Below are 18,728 nucleotides of genomic sequence, written 5' to 3' on the forward strand. Positions count from 1 at the left end.
CCAAACTTAGGAATCTGTCAGCGGTCGCACAGCAAATTGATAGGGTGCCACGCCGTTCGAACCGACTAGTTGGGTAAGGACGGGGTGATCACCCCGGTGATGATCAGGACCAGCGAAGCGGCGGCCAGCAACCAGCCGAGCACGATCAGCGTGCGGTCCCGCCGGCCGTCCACCAGGCGCTCGGTGGGCAGCGCCACCCAGAGGCCCGCTACCAGGCCAATCAGCCCCAAACCTTCCACCTGTTGTGTCTACACCCGGCGGGGGACGGCCGTCATCACTCGGCCGGGCACGTTGCTGATCAAAGTCAGCCGGGGTACACCGCCGTGCCGCGTTGTTTCGCGGCGAACGCCAGCTTTTCCGGGTTGACCACGGTGTGCACCGCCGCGATGCGCCCGTCGACGAACGCCGGCACGACCACCCCGCGCAGCTGGCCCCGGTCGAGCAGCAGGACCGCCGGGGCGCCGTTCACCTCGGCCGGCCGCACCTCGATCCCCGCCGCCTCCGGGTGGTGGCCGAGCGCGGCCAGGTAGCGCCCGACCTTGTCGAGACCGATGATCGGCCGGCGCGCGGCCTGGGTCTGGCCGCCGCCGTCCGCCCACGCGGTGACGTCGTCGGCGAGCAGCCGGGCCAGCCCGGCCACGTCCCCGTGCAGCGCGGCGGCCAGGAAGCGGTCCACCAACTGCCGCTGGCGTTCCCGGTCCACCTCGAACCGGGGCTGTTCGTCCAGGTGGGCGCGCGCCCTGCGGTACAGCTGGCGGGAGTTCGCCTCGCTGATGTCCAGGATCTCGGCGATCTCGCCGTGCCCGTGGTCGAACGCGGTGCGCAGCACGAACACCGCGCGCTCCGCCGGGCTGAGCCGCTCCAGCAGCATCAGCATGCCCAGGGACACCGACTCGCGCTGCACCACCGTGTCCAGCGGGCCGAGCGCGCCTTCCTCGGTGAGCACCGGCTCGGGCAGCCAGGGGCCGGCGTAGTGCTCCCGCCGGGCCCGCGCCGAGGTCAGCCGGTTCAGGCACAGGTTGGTGACCACCTTGGTCAGCCAGGCAGCGGGGGAGTGCGGCTCGGGGCTGCCGCTCCAGCGCAGGTAGGCGTCCTGCAGCACGTCCTCCGCCTCGCCGGTCTCGCCGAGCAGCCGGTAGGCCAGCCCGAACAGTCGCGAGCGGTTCGCCTCGAACGCATCCGTCCGGTTCCCCAGGTCCACGGGGGCGATTCTGCTACGCGCGGGCCGCGAGCGCCCGGGCCACGGTGCGCGCGGTGGTTCGGCCGCTCCAACCGGTCAGCCCGCCGACCGGGTGGGCGCCGGACGCGGTGTGCCACAGCCGCTCGATGGGAGTGCGGTAACCGGCCAGGGAGGGCACCGGCCGCCACGGTCCGAGCTGGGACAGGGACATGTCCGCGTGGTAGAGGCTGCCGCCGCTGGCCCGCTCCGCGTAGTCGTCGGGGGTGCGGACGTTGGGAGCCCCACGGGTCCGGCACCGCGAAGCGCAGCCCGTACCGGCGCAGGTCCAGCTCGTCCAGCACCGAGCGCTCGCTGTTGGTGAACACGGTGTCCAGCGCGGCGGTGTTCATCCGGAAGCCGGGGGGCACCCGGCACCGTCTCCTCGGTCGTGCACAGACCGCCGACCAGCGGCCGGGACTCCAGGACCAGCACGCGGTGCCCCGCGCGGGCCAGGTAGGCGGCGCAGGTCAGCCCGTTGTGGCCGGCGCCGATGACGATCGCGTCGTGGTGTTCGGGCGGTACTACCGCACCCCGGCGGACTCGCGTTCGGTGCTCGGCCGAGGGGTGCCGTCCTCCTCGGCCTGCCGCTTGATGCCGGCGTGCATCAGGCCGGCCATGGTGATCACCCAGCCGACGAACAGCAGCACCGGCAGGTAGAAGCCGACGATGCCGTTCCACGCGAACGGGCCGCTCTTGAAGAACACCGCGATGCCGCCGCCCGCGCCGCCGGCGCCCACCCAGAAGCTCAGGTAACCCGCCCAGCGCGGCCAGACCGGCCGGGGGCCGTCGTCGCTCAGCGCGGCGATCCCGACGCAGCACATCTGCAGTACGTAACCGGGGAAGACCATCACGAACATCAGCCAGCCCGCGTCGTGCAGCAGCCGGACGGCGGCCGGGTCCAGCTCGGGGCGGAACGTGGCGATGATCCAGAACATGCCGCAGAGCACGAAGAACACCTGGAGCAGGATCGCCCCGCCGAACTGCGCCAGCGCCAGCACCGGCGGCCGGCCCCGGTGCGCCCGCTCGATCCGGGCGATCTGGCCCGAGATCACCGCCCAGAACGGGATGAGCAGCACGGATGCGATCAGCGCGCCGATCTGGCCGACCCGGATCGCAGTGGTGTGCTCGGCGTAGAACGCGGCGGTCTGCGCGGCCGTCCAGGACGGCGGGGAGGGCGGGAGGAAACCGGCGACCGGCCAGAAGAACGCCCCGTAGACGACCAGGAAGACCGGGCCGGCCCAAACGCAGAGCAACTGGATCAGCGCCGAAGGCGCTGCCTGAGCACGCGCCCAGTTAGGCGCGTGCGGGTGACACGGGTTGTTCATCACGACCCCCGGCGACGCTGGACGGGACAGATAGTGATTGCTTACTTAATTTCGCAACCGTCCCACCGGGTGTCAAGGGTCAGCTGGTGAGCGGCTCCAGAAGGCGGTGCGGCTGCTCCAGCGCCCGGCTGATCGGGTCGGTGCGCGGGCGCCGGATTCCCGGCCCGGCGCGCAGCTCGATGTCCTCGGGGGGAATCCGCCGCGCGCATTTCGGGCAGGTGCCGGTCGGGTCCACCTCGGTGCCACATTCGGCATGCCGGAACACCCGGCGGCGGCCCTCGGCCGGGGTGGTGTGCCGTTCGCCCCACTGGGCCAGCGCGTACACCGCCGGCCACAGGTCGCGGCCCTTGTCGGTGAGCAGGTACTCCTCGCGCGGCGGGCTGAGCTGGTAGCGGTGCTTGGTGAGGATGCCGTGCTCGACCAGCAGGGCGAGGCGGTCGGCCAGCACCGCGCGGGGGAGATCCAGGTGAACCAGGAAGTCGTTGTACCGGCGCACGCCGAAGAAGGCGTCCCGGATGATCAGCAGGCTCCACCGCTCGCCGACGAGCTCCAGCGTCCGGGCCAGTGAGCAGTCCTGGCCCGCGTAGTCACGTGACGCACCCATGTGACCCATTCTACCAATAGTCGGTTCGTTTTCCGAACTTACACTGCTAGAGTCGGGTCGATTCGTTTTATGAACCAAGAGGGGTGTCATGAGCGCGGTTGTCGGAGAGGCGGCGGAGGTGAGCGCGCCGGCGCGCACCACGCTGGGCATAGTTGTCCTGGGCACGCTGCTGGTGCTGATGAACTACACGGCACCGATCGGCACGTTGCCGGCCACCGCCACCGCGCTGGGGGCCGGCATCACCGGCCAGGTGTGGATCCTGGGCGGCATCAACCTGGGGCTGTCCGCCTCGCTGCTGCTCGCCGGGCGGCTGGCCGACCGCTACGGGCTGCGCCGGGTGTTCCTGGCCGGCGGCCTCGGGTTCGCGCTGACCACCGCGGGCTGCGCGGTGGCGCCCGGGGTGGGCGCGTTCGTGGCCGCCCGCACCGCCCAGGGGCTGGCCAGCGCGGCGCTGCTCGCGGCCGGCCTCGGGCTGATCGGCCAGGCCTTCCCGGGCGGTCCCCGGCGCGCCTGGGCGACCGGGTTGTGGGGCGCGGCGCTGGGGGCGGGCATCACGCTGGGGCCGTTGTTCGCGGCCGGGCTGGGACTGCTCGGCGGCTGGTGGCTGGCCTACGCGGTACTCACCGCGGCCGCCCTGGCACTGGCCGCGGCCTCCCGGCGGCTGCCCGCCGACGCGCCGGTGCAACGGCGGGCGGAGGGCCTGGACGTGCTCGGCGCGCTCGCCCTCAGCGGAGCCATCGCCTGCCTGGTCGCCGCGCTCACCGGGGGGCGCACCGGTTGGACCCAGCCGGGCGTGCTGGCCTGCTTGGTCGGCTTCCTCGGCCTGCTGGCCCTGTTCGGTATCCGGCAGCGCCGGGCCCGGCACCCGATCGTGCGCCCCGGGCTGTTCCGCGCGCCGCTGCTGCGGGCGGCGACGGTCGGTGCGCTGTTCACCGGGCTCTCGGTGATCGGCTTCATGTCCTACCTGCCCACCGTGCTGCAACGCGGGCACGGCTACGGCGCGCTGGCCAGCGCCGGCATCGTGGCCGTGTGGTCCGGGGTCTCCGTGCTGACCGCGCTGCTGGCCCGCCGGCTGCCCGCCGGGTTCGGCGGCCAGGCGCAGCTGGCGGTCGGGCTGGGGCTGTGCGGGGTGGGTGTGGTGGCCGGCTACGGGCTGGCGGCCGGGACCTACCCGCTGCCCCGGTTGCTCCTGGGGCTGGCCGTGGCCGGGGCGGGCAGCGGACTGGTCAATGCGGCGCTGGCCCGGCTGGCCGTGCAGAGCGTGCCGGCCGAGCTGGCCGGCACCGGGTCCGGGGTGAACAACACCGCGCGCTACCTGGGTTCGGCGGTCGGCGTCACGGCGGCCGTGGTGGTCTCCGCCTGGCTGGACGCCGACGCGGCGCTGCTGCTCGCCGGCGCGCTGTCCCTGCTCGGCGGTTTGTGGGTGGCCCTGGTCCGGGAGCGCCGGTGCTTGAGCTGATTGCCGACCCGCGGCTTGGGCGGTGGCTGGGTTCTAAAGATGGCTTGGACGGCGCGGCGTGGCTGGTCTCCCGCGGTTCGGCGCCGCCTGTGACGTTTCGTCGGCGGTGAGTCGCCGGCTTGGGTTACGGTGCGTGACGGCTTGGCGGGGGTTCGGGCTCGCTCTGTTCATCGAGAGCAAGGTGAGTCCGGTTCGATCATGACCTGGACCGGACTGGTGTTGCACTCGATGGAATGGCGCCCCGAGTCGGCCTCCCGGCTGCCCACCGTCGCTACAGAAAGTAACCAGAGGCGCGCCGTCGAGCCCGGGACGCGCGGCCGGCGACTGAGGCCGCGGCAGACCAGCCAAGCCCGACCGTCCAAGCCGTCTGTAGAACTCAACCACCCGCATGCAGCGCGTGGACGAAGTCGGTCCAGGCGCCGATCTGGGAGTCGCCCCAGCCGGTTCGGCCTTCGTGGGTCCAGCGGGTCAGGCCGATCACCAGGAACGCGTTCGACCAGGCGCTCCAGTTGTTGCTGGCCACCACGTCGCCGTCGAGGGTGTACTCCCGGCCCTGGGTGTCGGTCATGGTCACCCGGTGCGCGGTGGGGTAGCCGGTGCTCCGGTCCCACCTGGTGCGCACCGAGGCGGAGGTGAGGCCGAGCAGCTCGCCGTCGCGCCAGATCCAGCCCCGGTTGGTGGCCTCGGGGAGTGAGTCGTCCACCGGGTAGATGTCCCGCCAGATCGGGCCGTCGCTGGGGCGCTCCATGCCCATCAGGTGGAAGGCGAAGTCGTCGTCCACCACCCCGGTCAGCCAGTGCACCGGCGGGATGGCGCGCGGGTCCTCGGTGCGGTTCTCGCCCCAGGACCGGTCGCGCACGGTGTAGCCGTCGATCACGTGCCGCTCGCCGCGCAGGCTGACCCAGCCGCGGGTGCGCATCGCCTGGTCGAAGTGCCGGTTGCTGGGCAGCACGGCCGGCGGCATGATCGCGGTGAGGGTGACCTCGAAGGCGTTGCCCCGCGCCGCGTCCTCGTAGCCGATGCGCAGCTCGCGCAGGGGTTCCACCAGCTCGACGTGGTAGCCGTTGGCCAGCTGGAACTTGTCCAGGTCGCCGTCGCGCAGCGGGGTGTCGGGCATGAACTGGCGCATGTCGAACAGCTCGCTGGCCAGCGCGTTCGGCTTCACCCCCCGCCAGGCCCACACGCCGCCGGTGAGCAGCCGCAGGTTGGGGTGCGCCCACAGGTAGCAGAGCGAGTGCAGACCGGCCGAGGGCACGCTGAACCCGAGGAACTGGGTCTCGGTGAGGTCCGGGTCGGTGAGCGTGCGGTTCAGCTCCCGGTGCAGCAGCTCGTCCTCGGCGGTGCAGCTGCCGAAGCCCGCCTTCTGCGGGTTCATGAAGAAGGACGTGTTGGTATCGGAACTCAAAGGATCTCCACCTTGCCCTGGTCGCCGTCCACTCGGATGCGCTGGCCGTCGCGGATGCGCCGGCTGCCGTCGTTGGTGCCGCACACGCAGGGCAGGCCCAGCTCGCGGGCCACGATCGGGCCGTGCGAGAGCATGCCGCCGTGGTCGGTGACCACCCCGCCGGCCACCAGGAACAGCGACACCCAGCTGGGGTCGGTGGTCTCGCAGACCAGGATGTCCCCGTCGTCCAGGTCGGTGGTCGCCGGATCGCGCACCACCCTGGCCCGCCCCTCGGCCACCCCGCCGCTCGCCGCCAGCCCGGTGATGACCTGTTGCTCGCCGGCCTCCGGAACCGTGTGCTCGGCGACCTTGGTCGGCACCGGCACCCCGACCCACGAGCTGGGCAGCCGCAGGTCCAGCCGCTCCTGGTAGCGGGCGCGGCGCTCGGCGACCAGGTCCCGGTGGTCGCCGTCGGGCCGGCCCGTCAGCTGCTGGTAGCTGAGGTGGAAGACGTCGCCCGGCTCGGCGAGCACGCCGCGGGCGGTGAGGTGGTCGCCGGCCCGGCGGGCGGCGGCCCTGGCCACGTCGAAGGCCAGCAGGTAGCCGGCCTTGCCCTGCTCGCGCAGCGCCAGGAAGCGGGCCGTCGCGTTGGTCAGTGCGGTGATCGCCCGGCCGCGCAGGCGGCCGGTGCGCGCGGCCAGCTCGGCGGCCGCCTCCCGCCGGATGCGCAGCTGCTCGGCGCTGCGCTGGCGCGGAGCGCGCGGGCTGTCCTCGGTGATCTTCCGCAGGTCGGCCAGCCGGGCCAGGATCGGTGACGGGTCCTCCCGCCAGCAGATACCGGACAGCTGGCCCTCGTTCGGGCCGTGGTAGCCGTGCCGGTCCAGAAACTCGGAGAGGGGGAGCCGCTCGTGCGCCAGCAGCCACAGGTCGTTGGCCACCTCGTTCTCGTCCGAGCCGACCCCGGAGAGCAGCCGTGCCTCCAGCCCGGCCAGGTCGTACCGCGCCAGCGTGGCGGCCAGCCGGTCGGCCAGCCCGGAGCTGACGAAGGCCACCACCATGTGCAGCTCCATGATGTCCTCGAACCGGCGGCGGGCGTCGGCGAGCAGGCGCAGCGCGGTCGGCTCGTCCGCGTCCGGCAGCACCCGCAGCTGGGCCAGCCGCCAGCGGCGCAGGTCGGCGAACATCGCGTCGTGCCGGCGGGGCAGCGTGGCGATCGCGTACGGCGCCTTGGCGGCGATCGCCGGGTACCGGTGGTAGACGTTGTGGTTCACCGTCTCCGGCCGCACGTAGCCGAACAGCTGCTGCTCCACCGCGCTGGCCGAGGTGCCGGGGATGAGCCCGGCGACGTCCCGGAACTGGTCGATGTTGGTGGCCGCCCGCCCGGCGAACGCGGTGAAGAACTGGTCCTCGATGCGCTCCCGGGTCCCAACCTGGGCCGAGGTGTACACGCCGAGCCGGTGGAACATGGTGCGCACCGCGCGGTCCGTCGGCTCGTGGATGAAGGTGAACCCCAGCGTGGTGAACACGCCGGGGAAGGCCTCGGCTACGTTGCCGGTCGTCCACGTCACCCCAGGCTCGCAGGTGTCGTGATCGAGAAGATCGGACATGGCGTGGCTGCTCCCCGTTGAGTGTGGAGAAGCAAATCTAATGACGTATGGTTTCACTGGCAAGTTTAGTTTACGCTAGCGTCAATAAGCGGTACGCCTCCTTCCAGTGGTTGATGAGGAGTGAGCAATGACGCTAGCCGCGAGTTTCACCGGGACGGAGACCACGATCCGGGTGTTCGAAGCCGTCAGCGTGGTGCTCTACCTCGCCGCGCTGGTCTGGGTGATCAAGCTCCGCCGGCCGCTCTACCTCGGCGCCTTCGTGGGAGCCACGCTGGTCTGGGCCTACGACTGGGCGTACACCACGAACGGCTTCTTCCACGCCACGTTCAACGAGCACCTGGTCCCCATCCCGGGCACCGACAACCAGGGCGTGTTCGAGCCGCTGGCCATCCCGATGAACTACGCGCTCGGCTTCGCCCTGCCGGCCATCCTGTGGGCGCGCAACGACGCCGCGCTGCGCCGGCGGTTCGGCGCCTGGCGGCACCTGCTGATCCTGGCCGCCGGCGCGGTCGGCGTGGGCATCTACGAGATCCCGGTGGTGCACGTGCTGGGCATCTGGACCTACCACCAGCGGCCGGAGTTCATGGTCCTCGGCTTCCCCTGGTCCAACTTCTGGTTCGCCGCCGGCCTGCTGGGCGGCTCGGCGATCCTGCTGGCCTAGGTGCAGCGCTGGACCGAGGCGGCGGACGCCGGCCCTTCCGGTGTCGTCGCGCCGCGCGAGCCGCCGCCGGCGGGGGCCGCCGAGGGTGGCGTGGCCACCCAGGTGCGGGCCCAGGTGGCCGCCGTCCAGGGGTGGGGCGGCGCGGAGCGGATGTGGCGCGGCATCGTGCTCGGTGCCATGCCGGTGTGGGCCGCGTTCTACGGCAGCTACCTGCTGCAGCTGTTCTGGTACGCGGCCGCCGAGCCGTGGACCACGCCTTATCTGCGCCCGTTCTAGTTGCCGGCCTGACCAGCGTCGGCGAGGCTGGCCGGCATGACCGACCGCGCGCCGATCTGGACCCCGCCCGCCGACCTGGTCGCCTCGGCCGAGATGACCCGGCTGCTGCGTCAGGTCGGCGCGGCGGACTACCACGAGCTGTGGCGGTGGTCGGTGGACGACCTGCCCCGGTTCTGGGCCACCATGTGGCGCTGGTTCGACATCCGGGCCGACGGCGACCCGTCCACCGTGCTGGCCGACCGCTCGATGCCTGGCGCGCGCTGGTTCCCGGACGTGGCGCTGTCGTTCCCCGAGCACGTGTTCCGGGACCGGGACGACGCCGGCGTGGCCGTCGTGGCCGCCGCCGAGGGCCGCGCGCCGGTGGAGTGGACGTGGGGCCGGCTGCGGGAGCAGACGGCCCGGGTGCGGGCCGGGTTGCGCGCGATGGGCGTCGGCCGGGGTGACCGGGTGGTCGGGTATCTGCCGAACACGGCGGAGACCATTGCGGCGTTCCTCGCCGTCAGCTCGCTGGGCGCGGTGTGGTCCTGCTGCTCGCCGGACTTCGGCGCGCGCACCGTGATCGACCGGCTGTCCCAGGTGGAGCCGGCGGTGCTGCTCGCGGTGGACCACTACGACTATGGCGGCCAGCGTTTCGACCGGTCCGAGGTGGTGGACCAGCTGCGCGCCGCGCTGCCCACCCTGCGCCGCACCGTGCTCCTGGGTGAGGACTGGGACGAGGCCTTCCCGGCCACCGCCGAACCGCTGGAGTTCGAGCGGGTTCCGTTCGACCACCCGCTGTGGATCGTCTACTCCAGCGGCACCACCGGGCTGCCCAAGGCGATCGTGCACGGCCACGGCGGCCCGCTGCTGGAGCACCAGAAGACCTGGCGGCTGCACCACGACGCCCGCCCCGGTGACCGGGTCATGTGGACCACCACCACCGGCTGGATCATGTGGAACCTGGTGGTCGGCGCGCTGACCACGCCGGTGTCGGCGGTGATCTACGACGGCAGCGTCGGCCACCCCGACCTCGGCGTGCTGTGGGACCTGATCGACGACACCGGCATCACCATGTTCGGCACCGGCGCGGCCTACCTGCACGGCTGCATGAAGCGCGGGCTGCGCCCCCGGGAAGGCCGGAAGCTGGCCCGGCTGCGGGCCATCGGCTCCACCGGCTCGCCGCTGGCCCCGGACGCCTACCGGTGGGTGAGCGACGCGGTGGGGGAGCACATCTGGCTGTGCTCCGCGTCCGGCGGCACCGATGTGGCCTGCGGCTTCGTCGGCGGTTCGCCGTTGCTGCCGGTGCGCGCGGGTGAGCTGCAGGCCAAGCTGCTCGGCGTGGACGCCCAGGCCTGGGATGACCAGGGCCGCCCGGTGGTGGACGAGGTGGGTGAGCTGGTGGTCACCCAGCCGATGCCGTCCATGCCGGTGAAGTTCTGGAACGACCCGGGCGGCGAGCGCTACCGGGACTCGTACTTCTCCATGTTCCCCGGGGTATGGCGGCACGGCGACTGGATCCGGTTCACCCCCGACGGCGCCTCGGTGATCTTCGGCCGGTCCGATGCGACGATCAACCGCGCCGGCATCCGGATGGGCACGGCGGAGATCTACGCGGCGGTGCTGGCGGTGCCCGAGGTGGCGGACGCGCTGGTGGTGGACGTGCCCTCGCCGGACGGCACCGGGGACGGGGAGATGATCCTGTTCGTGGTGCCGGCCGACGGCGCCGAGCTCACCGAGGCCGTGGCCGACGAGCTGCGCGCCCGGATCCGGCGGGACTGCTCGCCCCGGCACGTGCCGAACCGCCTGGTGACGGTGCCGGCCGTGCCGCGCACCCTCAGCGGGAAGGCGCTGGAGATCCCGATCAAGCGCATCCTGATGGGGCACGACCCGGGCAAGACGGTGGACCCGAGCACCCTGGCCAACCCCGAGTCGCTGGACTGGTACCTGGACTTCGCCCGGACCCGCCTCAGGGCAGTTTGATCCGGAAGCACACGCGGGGCTGGCCGCGGCCGTCGTAGTCGTCGCGGACCGGGACGCCGCCGTCGGCTTCCCGGTCACCCGGCTCCAGCTCGAACCCCATGGCCCGGTGGAACGCGATGGAGCCGGTGTTGCCCGGTGAGGTGATCGCCCGCACGGTGCTCCGTCCGGCCCGCCCGGCCCGCTCGAAGAACGCCGCGTAGAGCTCGCGGGCCAGCCCCTGACCCCGCCGGGCCGGGTCCACACCGACGAAGTGGATGTACGCCTCGTCGGCGTGGTCGGCGGAGTGGAAGCCGACCAGGAAGCCGTAGATCCCGTCGCCGTCGGCGAGCACCAGGCTGGTCCCGGCGAAGTGCTGCAGGAACAGCCGGGGCAGCAGCAGGGACAGCTTTTGGGACTCTTCCGGCGTGCGCGAGTCGTCCCACCAGCGCTGGATGCGTTCGATGATCTCCGGGAAGTCGTCCTCTCGAGCCGTTCTCATGGTTTCGAGGCTAGGTCCACTTCACGCCGTGCGCGCCCATCGCGGTGAGCAGCTCCGCCGGGTCGAACGCCTGGGCCGGGGCGAGGACCCCGGCCGGCGCCCCGCCGGCGCGCAGCCGCAGCGCCGCCTCCACCGCCGCGACGGCCGTGGTGCCGTAGGTGTCCGCGCCGGTCAGTACGCCCCTGGCCGAGCCGCCCGGGCCGCGCAGGTCGGCGACCACGGTGAACTCGTCGGAGCCCCGGACGTCCTCGCCCGGCCCCTCGGGCAGGCTCTCCACCAGCTCCGGGGTGACCGAGGAGAACAGCCCGGCCACCTCGGCCGTGGTGACCGCCTCGACCCGCCGCGCCGGCACGTGCCGGGGCACCGTGGCGATCTCCGGCACGCCGAACTTCACCACCGGCACCGGCTCGGTGGCCCCGGGCAGCCGGTACTCGGTGGTGCGCGCCGGTTCGTCGGGGCGCCACTCGCCGTCCAGGTAGACCGGGCCGCCGGTGGCGAAGAACTCCAGGTTGGCCAGCGCGGTCCGCCCGCTGCCCCGCGACAGCGCGCCCAGCCCGGACAGCCGGTGCACCAGCACCACCTCGTCCACCCGGTCGAGCGTCACGGCGGTCGCGGCGGCGAGCAGGTCGGCGAGGAACCCGCCGTCGTTGACCATCGGGACCACGCTCACCCCGGCGTCGGCGGCCGGCCCGGCGAGCGTTTCGAACAGGCGCATCACGTAGGGCTGCTCGCCGGCTAGGTCGACGTAGTGCACCCCGGCCGCGACGGCGGCCCGGGCCACCGGTTCGCCGAACCGCTCGTACGGCGCCACACAGTTGATCACTACGGACGCGCCCCGCAATGTCCCGGCCAGCGCCCCCGGGTCGTCCAGCCCGGCGGTCCGCACCGCGTCGGCGGGCAGCCCGGCCCGCTCGGCGGTGTCCCGCAGCCGGCCGGCGTCGCGGCCGACCAGCATCGGGTCGATGTTGCGGCGGCGCAGCTCGCCGACCACCAGCTTGGCGGTGAACCCGCTCGCGCCGTAAACCGCGACGGTCATCTTGCTTCTCCGATCATCGGGAACTGATGGTTTCGACGATATGAACGCCCAAGAGCACGATCCATGGTGGAACGGCTCACCTTTATGTCCAATCGTCTTGCTAGCCTGGAAGAGCTGTTCGGACCGGCCGAGAGGCGGCGATCTTGGACGTGCTCAGCGACGCGGTCACCGCCATGCGCACCGGGCGGCCGCACTCCAACCGGACGCGGCGCGCCGGCGGCTGGGCCATGCGCTTCCGGCCGGTCTCCGCCGCCGGCTTCCACGTGGTGCTGGAGGGCTCCTGCTGGCTGCTGCCGAAGGACCACGAGCCGGTGCGGCTGGGCGCGGGCGACGTGGTGTGCCTGTTGCCCCAGGTGATCGACTATGCCGTGGCCGACGACCCGGACACACCGCTCGCCGAGGTGCCGGTCAGCTCGCTGTCGGAGGCGCTGGCCGGCCCGCCCTCGGCGGCCGGCGGGCCGGTCGGGGCCACCGTGATGCTGTGCGGCGCCTACCTGCTGGACGAGCGCCGCCCGCACCCGCTGCTCGCCGAGCTGCCCCGGTTCATCCACCTGCCCGCCCGGGTGGGCAGCCGCACCGAGCTGCGGGCCGCCGTCGACCTGCTGGGCAGTGAGCTGGACCGCCCGGGCCAGGGCAGCGACGTGATCGTGCCGGCCCTGTTGGACATGTTGCTGCTCTACATCCTGCGGGCCTGGTACTCCGAACAGGTGGCGCAGGGGGTACCGATCGGGTGGGCCGGCGCGCTGGCGGATGCCCCGGTGAGCGCGGCCCTGCGGGCCATCCACCGCGACCCGGCCCGGCAGTGGACGGTGGAACGGCTGGGGGCCGAGGGCGGGCTCTCCCGGGCGGCGTTCGCCCGCCGGTTCAGCGCCCTGGTCGGCCGCCCACCGCTGGCCTATTTGACCTGGTGGCGGATGACTCTGGCGGCCCGCATGCTGCGCGAGTCGGACGCGCCGCTGCACGCCGTCGCGACGCGCACCGGGTACGCCTCCGAGTTCGCCTTCGCCAAGGCTTTCAAGCGGGAGTTCGGCACCGCTCCCGGCGGGTACCGGAAGGCTACCGAGCGGCGCTAGTCCATTCCTTCGGTCGGGGGTGTCCCGGCGCTTCCGGGTGGCAATGGCTCGGAAACGCCACGGGAAGTAACGATCACTGCCTAAACTCCTTGATCAGTGAGGAGGTACTCGGCAGGAATGAGCGCTCGTCGTCACGGAAGCAGGACGCGGCCGAGGGGCCTCTGGTGGGTGGTCACCGCCGCAGCCGCCACCTGCGCGATGACCGGCCTGGTCCTCGCGGTACGGCCCGCCGGGTCGCCGGCCCCGCTGCGGCCCGCCGCGCACTCGGTCACCGCACCCGCACCGGAGCCGCCCGGAGCGGCCGACGTGGCCGTGCCCCCCGTGCCCCCTGTGCCCCCGGCACCCCAGCCGGGCACCGAGCCCGCGGCCGCCGCCCCCTGGGGCGACGCCGGCGCCGTGCCACCCGCGAACGTGCCACCCGCGGCTGTGCCGCCCGCGGCCGGGCCACCCGCGACGTTGCCGGCCGCGTCAGCCGGCACCGAGTGCGCCGCGTCGGGGAAGACCTCCTGCCGCAACCTGCTGACCACCAACGCCGGCAAGGTGGCCTACTACAGCAACTACTCGCTGGACGGCAGCCCCGCCATCACGCACGCGATCATCATGGTGCACGGTGCCGGCCGCAACGCCCAGTCCAGCTTCCAGGGCATCCGCGCGGAGGCCGTGCGGACCAAGACCAACGCCGAGACCATCGTGATCGCGCCGTCCTACCAGACCAAGGAGGACAACCCCGGCGCCGGCCAGGTCACCTGGCCCGACCAGGCCTGGAAGGAGGGTGGCGACTCGGACAGCGGCAACCTCAGCTCGTTCGACGTGATGGACCTGATCATGGCCAGGCTGGTGGACAAGAACCGGTTCCCCAACCTGAACTGGGTCACCCTCGGCGGCCACTCGGCCGGCGGCCAGTTCACCCAGCGGTACGCGGCCGGCGGCAAGATCCCGGCGCAGACCCGGGGCGTGCAGTTCAACTTCATCGTGGCCAACCCGTCCTCCTACCTGTACTTCACCCCGGACCGGCCGCTGGCCGGCTCCGGCGGCGGGATCAAGTTCGGGCCGGTGAGCGTCGGCTCGTGCGGTGAGTACGACGACTACAAGTACGGCCTGAAGAACCGGGTGCGGTACATGAAGGAGGTGTCGGACGCGGACCTGGTCTCCCGCTACACGCACGCCAGGGTGATGTACCTGAGCGGCGGCGCGGACACCGGCGACGAGTCGCTGGACGAGGACTGCGGCGCGATGCTGCAGGGGAAGAACCGGCTGATCCGCAGCATCAACTACTTCAACTACATCCGGACCAAGTTCCCCGGCGCGCCGCACGAGCGGGCGCAGGTCTCCGGCACCGGCCACGACCGGGAGAGCATGTTCGCCTCGCCGGAGGCGGAGCGAGTGGTGTTCGGCGTGCCGGTGAACCAGGCCCGGGCGTCGAGGCGCACGGACACCGAGAGCGGTAGTTCGGACAACTAACCCAGGACGTGCGCGTCCGGGCCGGGGAAGTAGACCGACTCGTGGCCGTCCTGCCAGCGCACCCGGTAGTGCCGCTGGTCGCCGTCGCCGATCACCTCCAGTACCTCGCCCTGGCGGCGCTGCGCGTCCAGGGTGGCGGTTTCGATGACGATCCGGTCACCGGTGCTGGCGTGCATCTGGGCCTCCCTACGTGGGTCGGGGACCCGGCCGAGGCCGGTGCCGGCCAGGCCCGGACAAACCAGCGTAGTGGCGGCGTCCAGGGAGTGGAACCGCTCAGCGGGGCGCCCCGCCGGGCACCGTGCTCCACAGCGCGGACACCAGCGGCCGGTGCAGGTCCACCCGCCGCGCGCACAGCCCGATGGTGAACGGGTCCGGTGGCGGGTCGGCGTCCAGGATGACCAGCCGGTCGGCGACCGCGCTGGTGTCCAGCACCAGCCGGGGCACGATCCCGGTGCCGTAGCCGAGGGCGACCAGGCCGAGCAGCGCCTCGTGCCCGTCCGGCTCGGCGGCCACGTCCGGGTGCAGCCGGTTCGCCCGGAGCCAGCGGTCGGCCGCCGCCCGGGCCAGGCCGCCCCTGGGCAGCACGAACGGCCCGGCCCGCCAGTCCGCGTTCCGTTCCGCCGTCACGAAAACCAGCGGTGTCTCGGCCACCGGCCGGCTGACGATCGGCTCGGGCAGCCGGTCGGGCAGCGCGGCCACCGCCAGGTCCACCGCGCCCTCGTCCAGCCGGGCCAGCGCGGCGGCCGCGTCGCCGGTGTACAGGTCCAGGCCCACCGCCGGGTGCGCCTCCCGGAACGGCCGCAGCAGCGTGGGCAGGATGGCGTGGCAGGCGGTGACCGTCGCGAACACGGACAGCCGCCCGCGCAGGCGCTCCGCCGGCCGGTCGCCCTCCCGGTAGCGGTCCCACAGCGCCAACGTGTCCCGGGCGTAGTCGCGGAACCGCAGGCCGGCCTCCGTGAGCGCGACGCCGCGCGGCCCCCGGTCCAGCAGCCGTTGACCCACCTCGGCCTCCAGCCGTTGGATGGCCCGGGTCAGGGTGGCCGGGCTGACGTGGCAGTCCAGGCCGCTGCGCCCGAAGTTGAGCGTCTCGGTCACCCGGAGGAACAGCCGCAGATCACGGTAGGCCTGCATATTTCTTCCTTCGAAACGCGGCGTTGCGGTTCTTGCGCTTGTCGGAAGGCTAACCCGGGACGTAGGAAATTCCCATGACGGATTTCAGCTCAGCGGTCTTCCCGGTGGAGACGATGGCGGTGCCCGGCGGCCAGGAGACCATCGTGCGCGGCGGCCGGCACCTGTTCGGCTCGCTCGTGGAGGGCTTCGCCGGGGTGCGCCGGATCGGGGTGCTCGGCTGGGGGCCGCAGGGCCGGGCGCAGGCGCTGAACCTGCGCGACTCACTGGCCGGCAGCGGCATCACCGTCACGGTCGGGCTGCGCCCCAGGTCCGCATCGGCGGCGGCCGCGCGCGCCGAGGGGTTCACCGAGGAGGACGGCACCCTGGGCGACTGGCTGGCCGTCGCGGCGGACAGCGACCTGGTGCTGCTGCTGGTCGCGGATGCCGCCGTGGCCCGGCACTACCCGGAGATCTTCGCCGCGCTGCGCCCGGGCAGCACGCTCGGGCTGTCCCACGGCTTCCTGCTCGGCTACCTGAAGGAGACCGGCGACCGGTTCCCGGACGGGGTGAGCGTGATCGCGGTGTGCCCCAAGGGCATGGGCGACTCGGTCCGCCGGCTGTACGTGCAGGGCGCACGGGTGAACGGCGCGGGCATCAACGCCAGCTTCGCGGTGCACGCCGACCACGACGGGCGGGCCACCGACCGCGCGCTGGCCTGGTCGATCGCGCTCGGCGCGCCCTACACCTTCCGCACCACGCTGCGCGACGAGTACCTGTCCGACATCGTGGGGGAGCGGGCCATCCTGCTCGGCGCGGTGCACGGCATCGTGGAGAGCCTCTACACCCGCGCCCGGCTGGCCGGCGCCGACCCGGTCGCCGCGTACCGGCGGTCCTGCGAGAACATCACCGGCCCGATCGCCCGGGCCATCTCCGCCGACGGGCTGCTCGGCGTCCGCGACGCCCTGTCCGGTGAGGGCCGCGAGGTGTTCGACCGGGCGTACGCCGCCGGCTACCGCCCGGCCCGCGAGCTGATCGCGGAGATCTACCAGGAGGTGGCCGACGGCACCGAGCTGCGCAGCGTCGTGCTCGCCGGCGAGCGGCTGCGGTCCACCCCGATGACGCCGATCAGCGGGTCACCGATGTGGTCCGCCGCCGCCGAGGTGCACGCCCGGCGGGGCGCCGAGGCGGTGCCGGTCGACCCGTTCGCGGCCGGCGTGTTCGTGGCCACCATGACCGCGCAGGTGGACCTGTTCGCCGAGCTCGGCCACCCCTGGTCGGAGATCGTCAACGAGTCGATCATCGAGGCGGTGGACTCGCTGCTGCCGTACATGCACGCCCGCGATGTGGCGCACATGGTGGACAACTGCTCCACCACCGCCCGGCTCGGCGCGCGCCGCTGGGGCCCGCGGTTCCAGGCGGTGCTGGAGCAGATCGTCTTCCCGGCGGCCGACGGTGCGGGCGGCGGCGACCCCGCGCTGGTGGAGGCGTTCCTGGCCAACCCGGTGCACGAAGCACTGGCCGCCGCGGCCAAGCTGCGCCCGCCGGTGGACATCGCGGTCGCTTAGAGCGGAGCGGTGCCGGTCTAAGGATCGCTTGGACGGCGCGGCTCGGGCTGGTCTGCCGCGGCCCGCGTGCGGCCGTTGCGTCCCTTCTCGTTCGTCACTTGCGTTTCACGAGGGGGACATGGTGGGGCTTGCGGCAAGATCAAACCCGCATGGTGTACCCCTCACGCAACCAGAGTGACAGCTGAGGCTGCTCCGAGGTGGTGATCGCTGTCTGTGGCGGTTCAGCATCGAAAATCGAGGCTAAACCGCCACGGTTGGCGATCAAGCTGGCTCGGGCCGGGCCGTTGACGCAACGGGCGGCACCCAAGCCGCGGCAGACCAGCCCGAGCCGCGCCGTCCAAGTCGGTCTTAAACCGCACCCGTACCGCTCAGAGCGTTGTCGGGATGGTCGGGTGCCGCTCGAACACGATGGTGCCGCGCACGATCGTCTCCTTGTACCGGGCGGCCAGCCGGCCGGTGAGGATCGCCTCGCGCGGGCTGTCGTCGGCGTGCACGAACTGCACCAGGGCGTCCTTGCGGCCCAGGCTGATGCACTGGTTCAGGTAGCGGAACCGCATCGGCTTCGGCTCCCGGTCGGCCAGCCGGTCGGCCAGCGCGCGCACCCCCTGCTGGGCGGCCGGCAGGCCGGTGGCGCAGGCCATGCGCAGCTCCTGCCCGCCGGGCCGGCGCACCGCGGCCGCGTCCCCGACGCCGGTCACCTCCGGGTGCGACACCGAGCGCAGCGTCTCGTCGACCACCAGGCGGCCGTTGTGGTCCACCGCGAACCCGGCCTCGGCGGCCAGCTCGGGCACCCGGAACCCGGCCGTCCACACCACGGTGTCCGCCGCGACCCGGTCGCCACCGGCCAGCTCGAGGCCCGTGTCGTCCACCGAGATCACCTTGGCCTGCTCGTGCACCTGGACGCCGAGCCGGGCGAAGGTGCGCGCCAGGTGGCTTCGCCCGCGCCGGGAGAGCGTGTCGCCCAGCTCGCCGCCGGTGACCAGGTGCACCCGCAGGCGGGGCAGCGACTCGGCCAGTTCGGCGGCCGCCTCGATGCCGGTCAGCCCGCCGCCGACCACCGCGACCACCTCCGCCTCGGCCAGCCGCGAGCGCAGTACCTGCGCCTGCTCGACGCCGGCCAACGGGTACGCGTGCTCGGTGACGCCGGGCACCGACTCCAGGTCCGCCTGGCTGCCCAGCGCGTAGACCAGCCGGTCGTAGCGCACCGGGGCGCCGGCTCGGAGGGTGATCTCCCGGCCGGCCGGGTCGATCGCGGTGACCCGGTCCACCACCAGCCGCACCCGGGTGCCCTCCAGCAGGTCCCGGATCGGTAGGTCGCGCAGCGCCTGGCCCGCGGCCAGCTGGTGCAGCCGCACCCGCTCCACGAACCGGTCCCGTTCATTGATCAGCGTGACGTGCGCGTCGGTCCACCGCGCGGCCAGTTTCGCCGCCGCAAGCCCGGCGTAGCCGGCGCCGATAACCACGATGTGCACTTGCCGTCTCCTCTCCTCGACACGGTTTAGACCGGGCAC

19 protein-coding genes and 1 pseudogene are annotated in these 18,728 nt (G+C 72.8%); 7 read left to right on the plus strand and 13 right to left on the minus strand.

What is annotated here, in order from left to right; all coding sequences use genetic code 11:
• Nucleotides 1–65: 65 nt before the first annotated feature.
• From ABEB12_RS31000 to ABEB12_RS31025, 6 genes and pseudogenes are all read right to left on the minus strand, one after another.
• Nucleotides 66–230: a hypothetical protein gene (locus ABEB12_RS31000; RefSeq protein ID WP_185065457.1), complete on the minus strand. Its 165-nt coding sequence runs from the start codon at nucleotides 228–230 to the stop codon at nucleotides 66–68.
• Between the two features lie 74 nt (nucleotides 231–304).
• Nucleotides 305–1,201, minus strand: a complete 897-nt coding sequence (sigJ, locus tag ABEB12_RS31005; protein ID WP_345703285.1) for an RNA polymerase sigma factor SigJ — start codon at nucleotides 1,199–1,201, stop codon at nucleotides 305–307.
• 13 nt (nucleotides 1,202–1,214) lie between these two features.
• Nucleotides 1,215–1,391: a hypothetical protein gene (locus tag ABEB12_RS31010; protein WP_345703296.1), complete on the minus strand. Its 177-nt coding sequence runs from the start codon at nucleotides 1,389–1,391 to the stop codon at nucleotides 1,215–1,217.
• A gap of 188 nt (nucleotides 1,392–1,579) precedes the next feature.
• Nucleotides 1,580–1,849 (minus strand): annotated as a pseudogene (locus tag ABEB12_RS31015) (FAD-dependent oxidoreductase); the annotation flags it as partial.
• Nucleotides 1,741–2,472, minus strand: coding sequence for a hypothetical protein (locus ABEB12_RS31020; RefSeq protein ID WP_185065458.1), 732 nt, complete (start codon nucleotides 2,470–2,472; stop codon nucleotides 1,741–1,743). The pseudogene ABEB12_RS31015 and the gene ABEB12_RS31020, both read right to left, overlap by 109 nt.
• A 151-nt stretch (nucleotides 2,473–2,623) precedes the next feature.
• Nucleotides 2,624–3,148 (minus strand): winged helix-turn-helix transcriptional regulator, encoded by a 525-nt coding sequence (locus ABEB12_RS31025; protein WP_185065459.1) that lies wholly within the window; start codon nucleotides 3,146–3,148, stop codon nucleotides 2,624–2,626.
• 88 nt (nucleotides 3,149–3,236) lie between these two features.
• Between ABEB12_RS31025 and ABEB12_RS31030 the strand changes: the two genes are divergently transcribed.
• Nucleotides 3,237–4,607 (plus strand): MFS transporter, encoded by a 1,371-nt coding sequence (locus tag ABEB12_RS31030; protein ID WP_185065460.1) that lies wholly within the window; start codon nucleotides 3,237–3,239, stop codon nucleotides 4,605–4,607.
• 376 nt (nucleotides 4,608–4,983) lie between these two features.
• Here the strand turns inward: ABEB12_RS31030 and ABEB12_RS31035 are convergent, their stop codons facing one another.
• Both ABEB12_RS31035 and ABEB12_RS31040 read right to left on the minus strand, forming a co-directional pair.
• Nucleotides 4,984–6,012, minus strand: a complete 1,029-nt coding sequence (locus ABEB12_RS31035) for a DUF7064 domain-containing protein (protein WP_185065461.1) — start codon at nucleotides 6,010–6,012, stop codon at nucleotides 4,984–4,986.
• Nucleotides 6,009–7,598: a PEP-utilizing enzyme gene (locus tag ABEB12_RS31040; RefSeq protein ID WP_185065462.1), complete on the minus strand. Its 1,590-nt coding sequence runs from the start codon at nucleotides 7,596–7,598 to the stop codon at nucleotides 6,009–6,011. The genes ABEB12_RS31035 and ABEB12_RS31040 overlap by 4 nt, the downstream gene beginning before the upstream one ends.
• Nucleotides 7,599–7,725: 127 nt before the next feature.
• Here ABEB12_RS31040 and ABEB12_RS31045 point away from each other — a divergent pair, with 127 nt between their 5' ends.
• From ABEB12_RS31045 to ABEB12_RS31055, 3 genes are read left to right on the plus strand one after another with little or no spacing between them, the layout of a single operon-like run.
• Nucleotides 7,726–8,259, plus strand: a complete 534-nt coding sequence (locus ABEB12_RS31045) for a hypothetical protein (RefSeq protein WP_185065463.1) — start codon at nucleotides 7,726–7,728, stop codon at nucleotides 8,257–8,259.
• Nucleotides 8,260–8,535 carry a hypothetical protein gene (locus ABEB12_RS31050; protein WP_185065464.1) on the plus strand — a complete coding sequence of 92 codons (276 nt, stop codon included), beginning with the start codon at nucleotides 8,260–8,262 and terminating at the stop codon, nucleotides 8,533–8,535.
• Between the two features lie 36 nt (nucleotides 8,536–8,571).
• A complete protein-coding gene (locus ABEB12_RS31055) occupies nucleotides 8,572–10,494 on the plus strand; it encodes an acetoacetate--CoA ligase (RefSeq protein WP_185065465.1) in 1,923 nt (640 codons plus the stop codon).
• Here ABEB12_RS31055 and ABEB12_RS31060 read toward each other — a convergent pair.
• Both ABEB12_RS31060 and ABEB12_RS31065 read right to left on the minus strand, forming a co-directional pair.
• Nucleotides 10,481–10,972, minus strand: coding sequence for a GNAT family N-acetyltransferase (locus ABEB12_RS31060; RefSeq protein WP_185065466.1), 492 nt, complete (start codon nucleotides 10,970–10,972; stop codon nucleotides 10,481–10,483). The two genes, ABEB12_RS31055 and ABEB12_RS31060, sit on opposite strands and share 14 nt — an antisense overlap.
• A 10-nt stretch (nucleotides 10,973–10,982) precedes the next feature.
• Nucleotides 10,983–12,008 (minus strand): saccharopine dehydrogenase NADP-binding domain-containing protein, encoded by a 1,026-nt coding sequence (locus tag ABEB12_RS31065; RefSeq protein WP_185065467.1) that lies wholly within the window; start codon nucleotides 12,006–12,008, stop codon nucleotides 10,983–10,985.
• A gap of 143 nt (nucleotides 12,009–12,151) precedes the next feature.
• On the opposite strand from ABEB12_RS31065, the gene ABEB12_RS31070 reads away from it, so the two are divergent.
• Together ABEB12_RS31070 and ABEB12_RS31075 are read left to right on the plus strand one after the other, a co-directional pair.
• Entirely contained in the window at nucleotides 12,152–13,081 is a 930-nt protein-coding gene (locus tag ABEB12_RS31070; protein WP_185065468.1) for an AraC family transcriptional regulator, read from the plus strand.
• A gap of 168 nt (nucleotides 13,082–13,249) precedes the next feature.
• Complete coding sequence (locus ABEB12_RS31075) at nucleotides 13,250–14,542, plus strand: alpha/beta hydrolase family protein (protein ID WP_185065469.1); 1,293 nt, start codon at nucleotides 13,250–13,252, stop codon at nucleotides 14,540–14,542.
• Here ABEB12_RS31075 and ABEB12_RS31080 read toward each other — a convergent pair.
• Together ABEB12_RS31080 and ilvY are read right to left on the minus strand one after the other, a co-directional pair.
• Complete coding sequence (locus tag ABEB12_RS31080) at nucleotides 14,539–14,718, minus strand: DUF1918 domain-containing protein (RefSeq protein WP_185065470.1); 180 nt, start codon at nucleotides 14,716–14,718, stop codon at nucleotides 14,539–14,541. The genes ABEB12_RS31075 and ABEB12_RS31080 overlap by 4 nt on opposite strands.
• A gap of 97 nt (nucleotides 14,719–14,815) precedes the next feature.
• Nucleotides 14,816–15,673, minus strand: a complete 858-nt coding sequence (ilvY, locus tag ABEB12_RS31085) for an HTH-type transcriptional activator IlvY (RefSeq protein WP_185065471.1) — start codon at nucleotides 15,671–15,673, stop codon at nucleotides 14,816–14,818.
• A 74-nt stretch (nucleotides 15,674–15,747) separates the two neighbouring features.
• On the opposite strand from ilvY, the gene ABEB12_RS31090 reads away from it, so the two are divergent.
• On the plus strand, nucleotides 15,748–17,217 hold the full coding sequence (locus ABEB12_RS31090) for a ketol-acid reductoisomerase (RefSeq protein ID WP_185065472.1): 1,470 nt from the start codon (nucleotides 15,748–15,750) through the stop codon (nucleotides 17,215–17,217).
• A 368-nt stretch (nucleotides 17,218–17,585) separates the two neighbouring features.
• On the opposite strand, the gene ABEB12_RS31095 is transcribed toward ABEB12_RS31090, so the two are convergent.
• Nucleotides 17,586–18,689: an FAD-dependent oxidoreductase gene (locus tag ABEB12_RS31095; protein ID WP_185065473.1), complete on the minus strand. Its 1,104-nt coding sequence runs from the start codon at nucleotides 18,687–18,689 to the stop codon at nucleotides 17,586–17,588.
• Nucleotides 18,690–18,728: the final 39 nt, after the last annotated feature.

The organism is Actinospineispora eucalypti (genome assembly GCF_039543365.1).
Lineage (GTDB): Bacteria > Actinomycetota > Actinomycetes > Mycobacteriales > Pseudonocardiaceae > Pseudonocardia > Pseudonocardia eucalypti.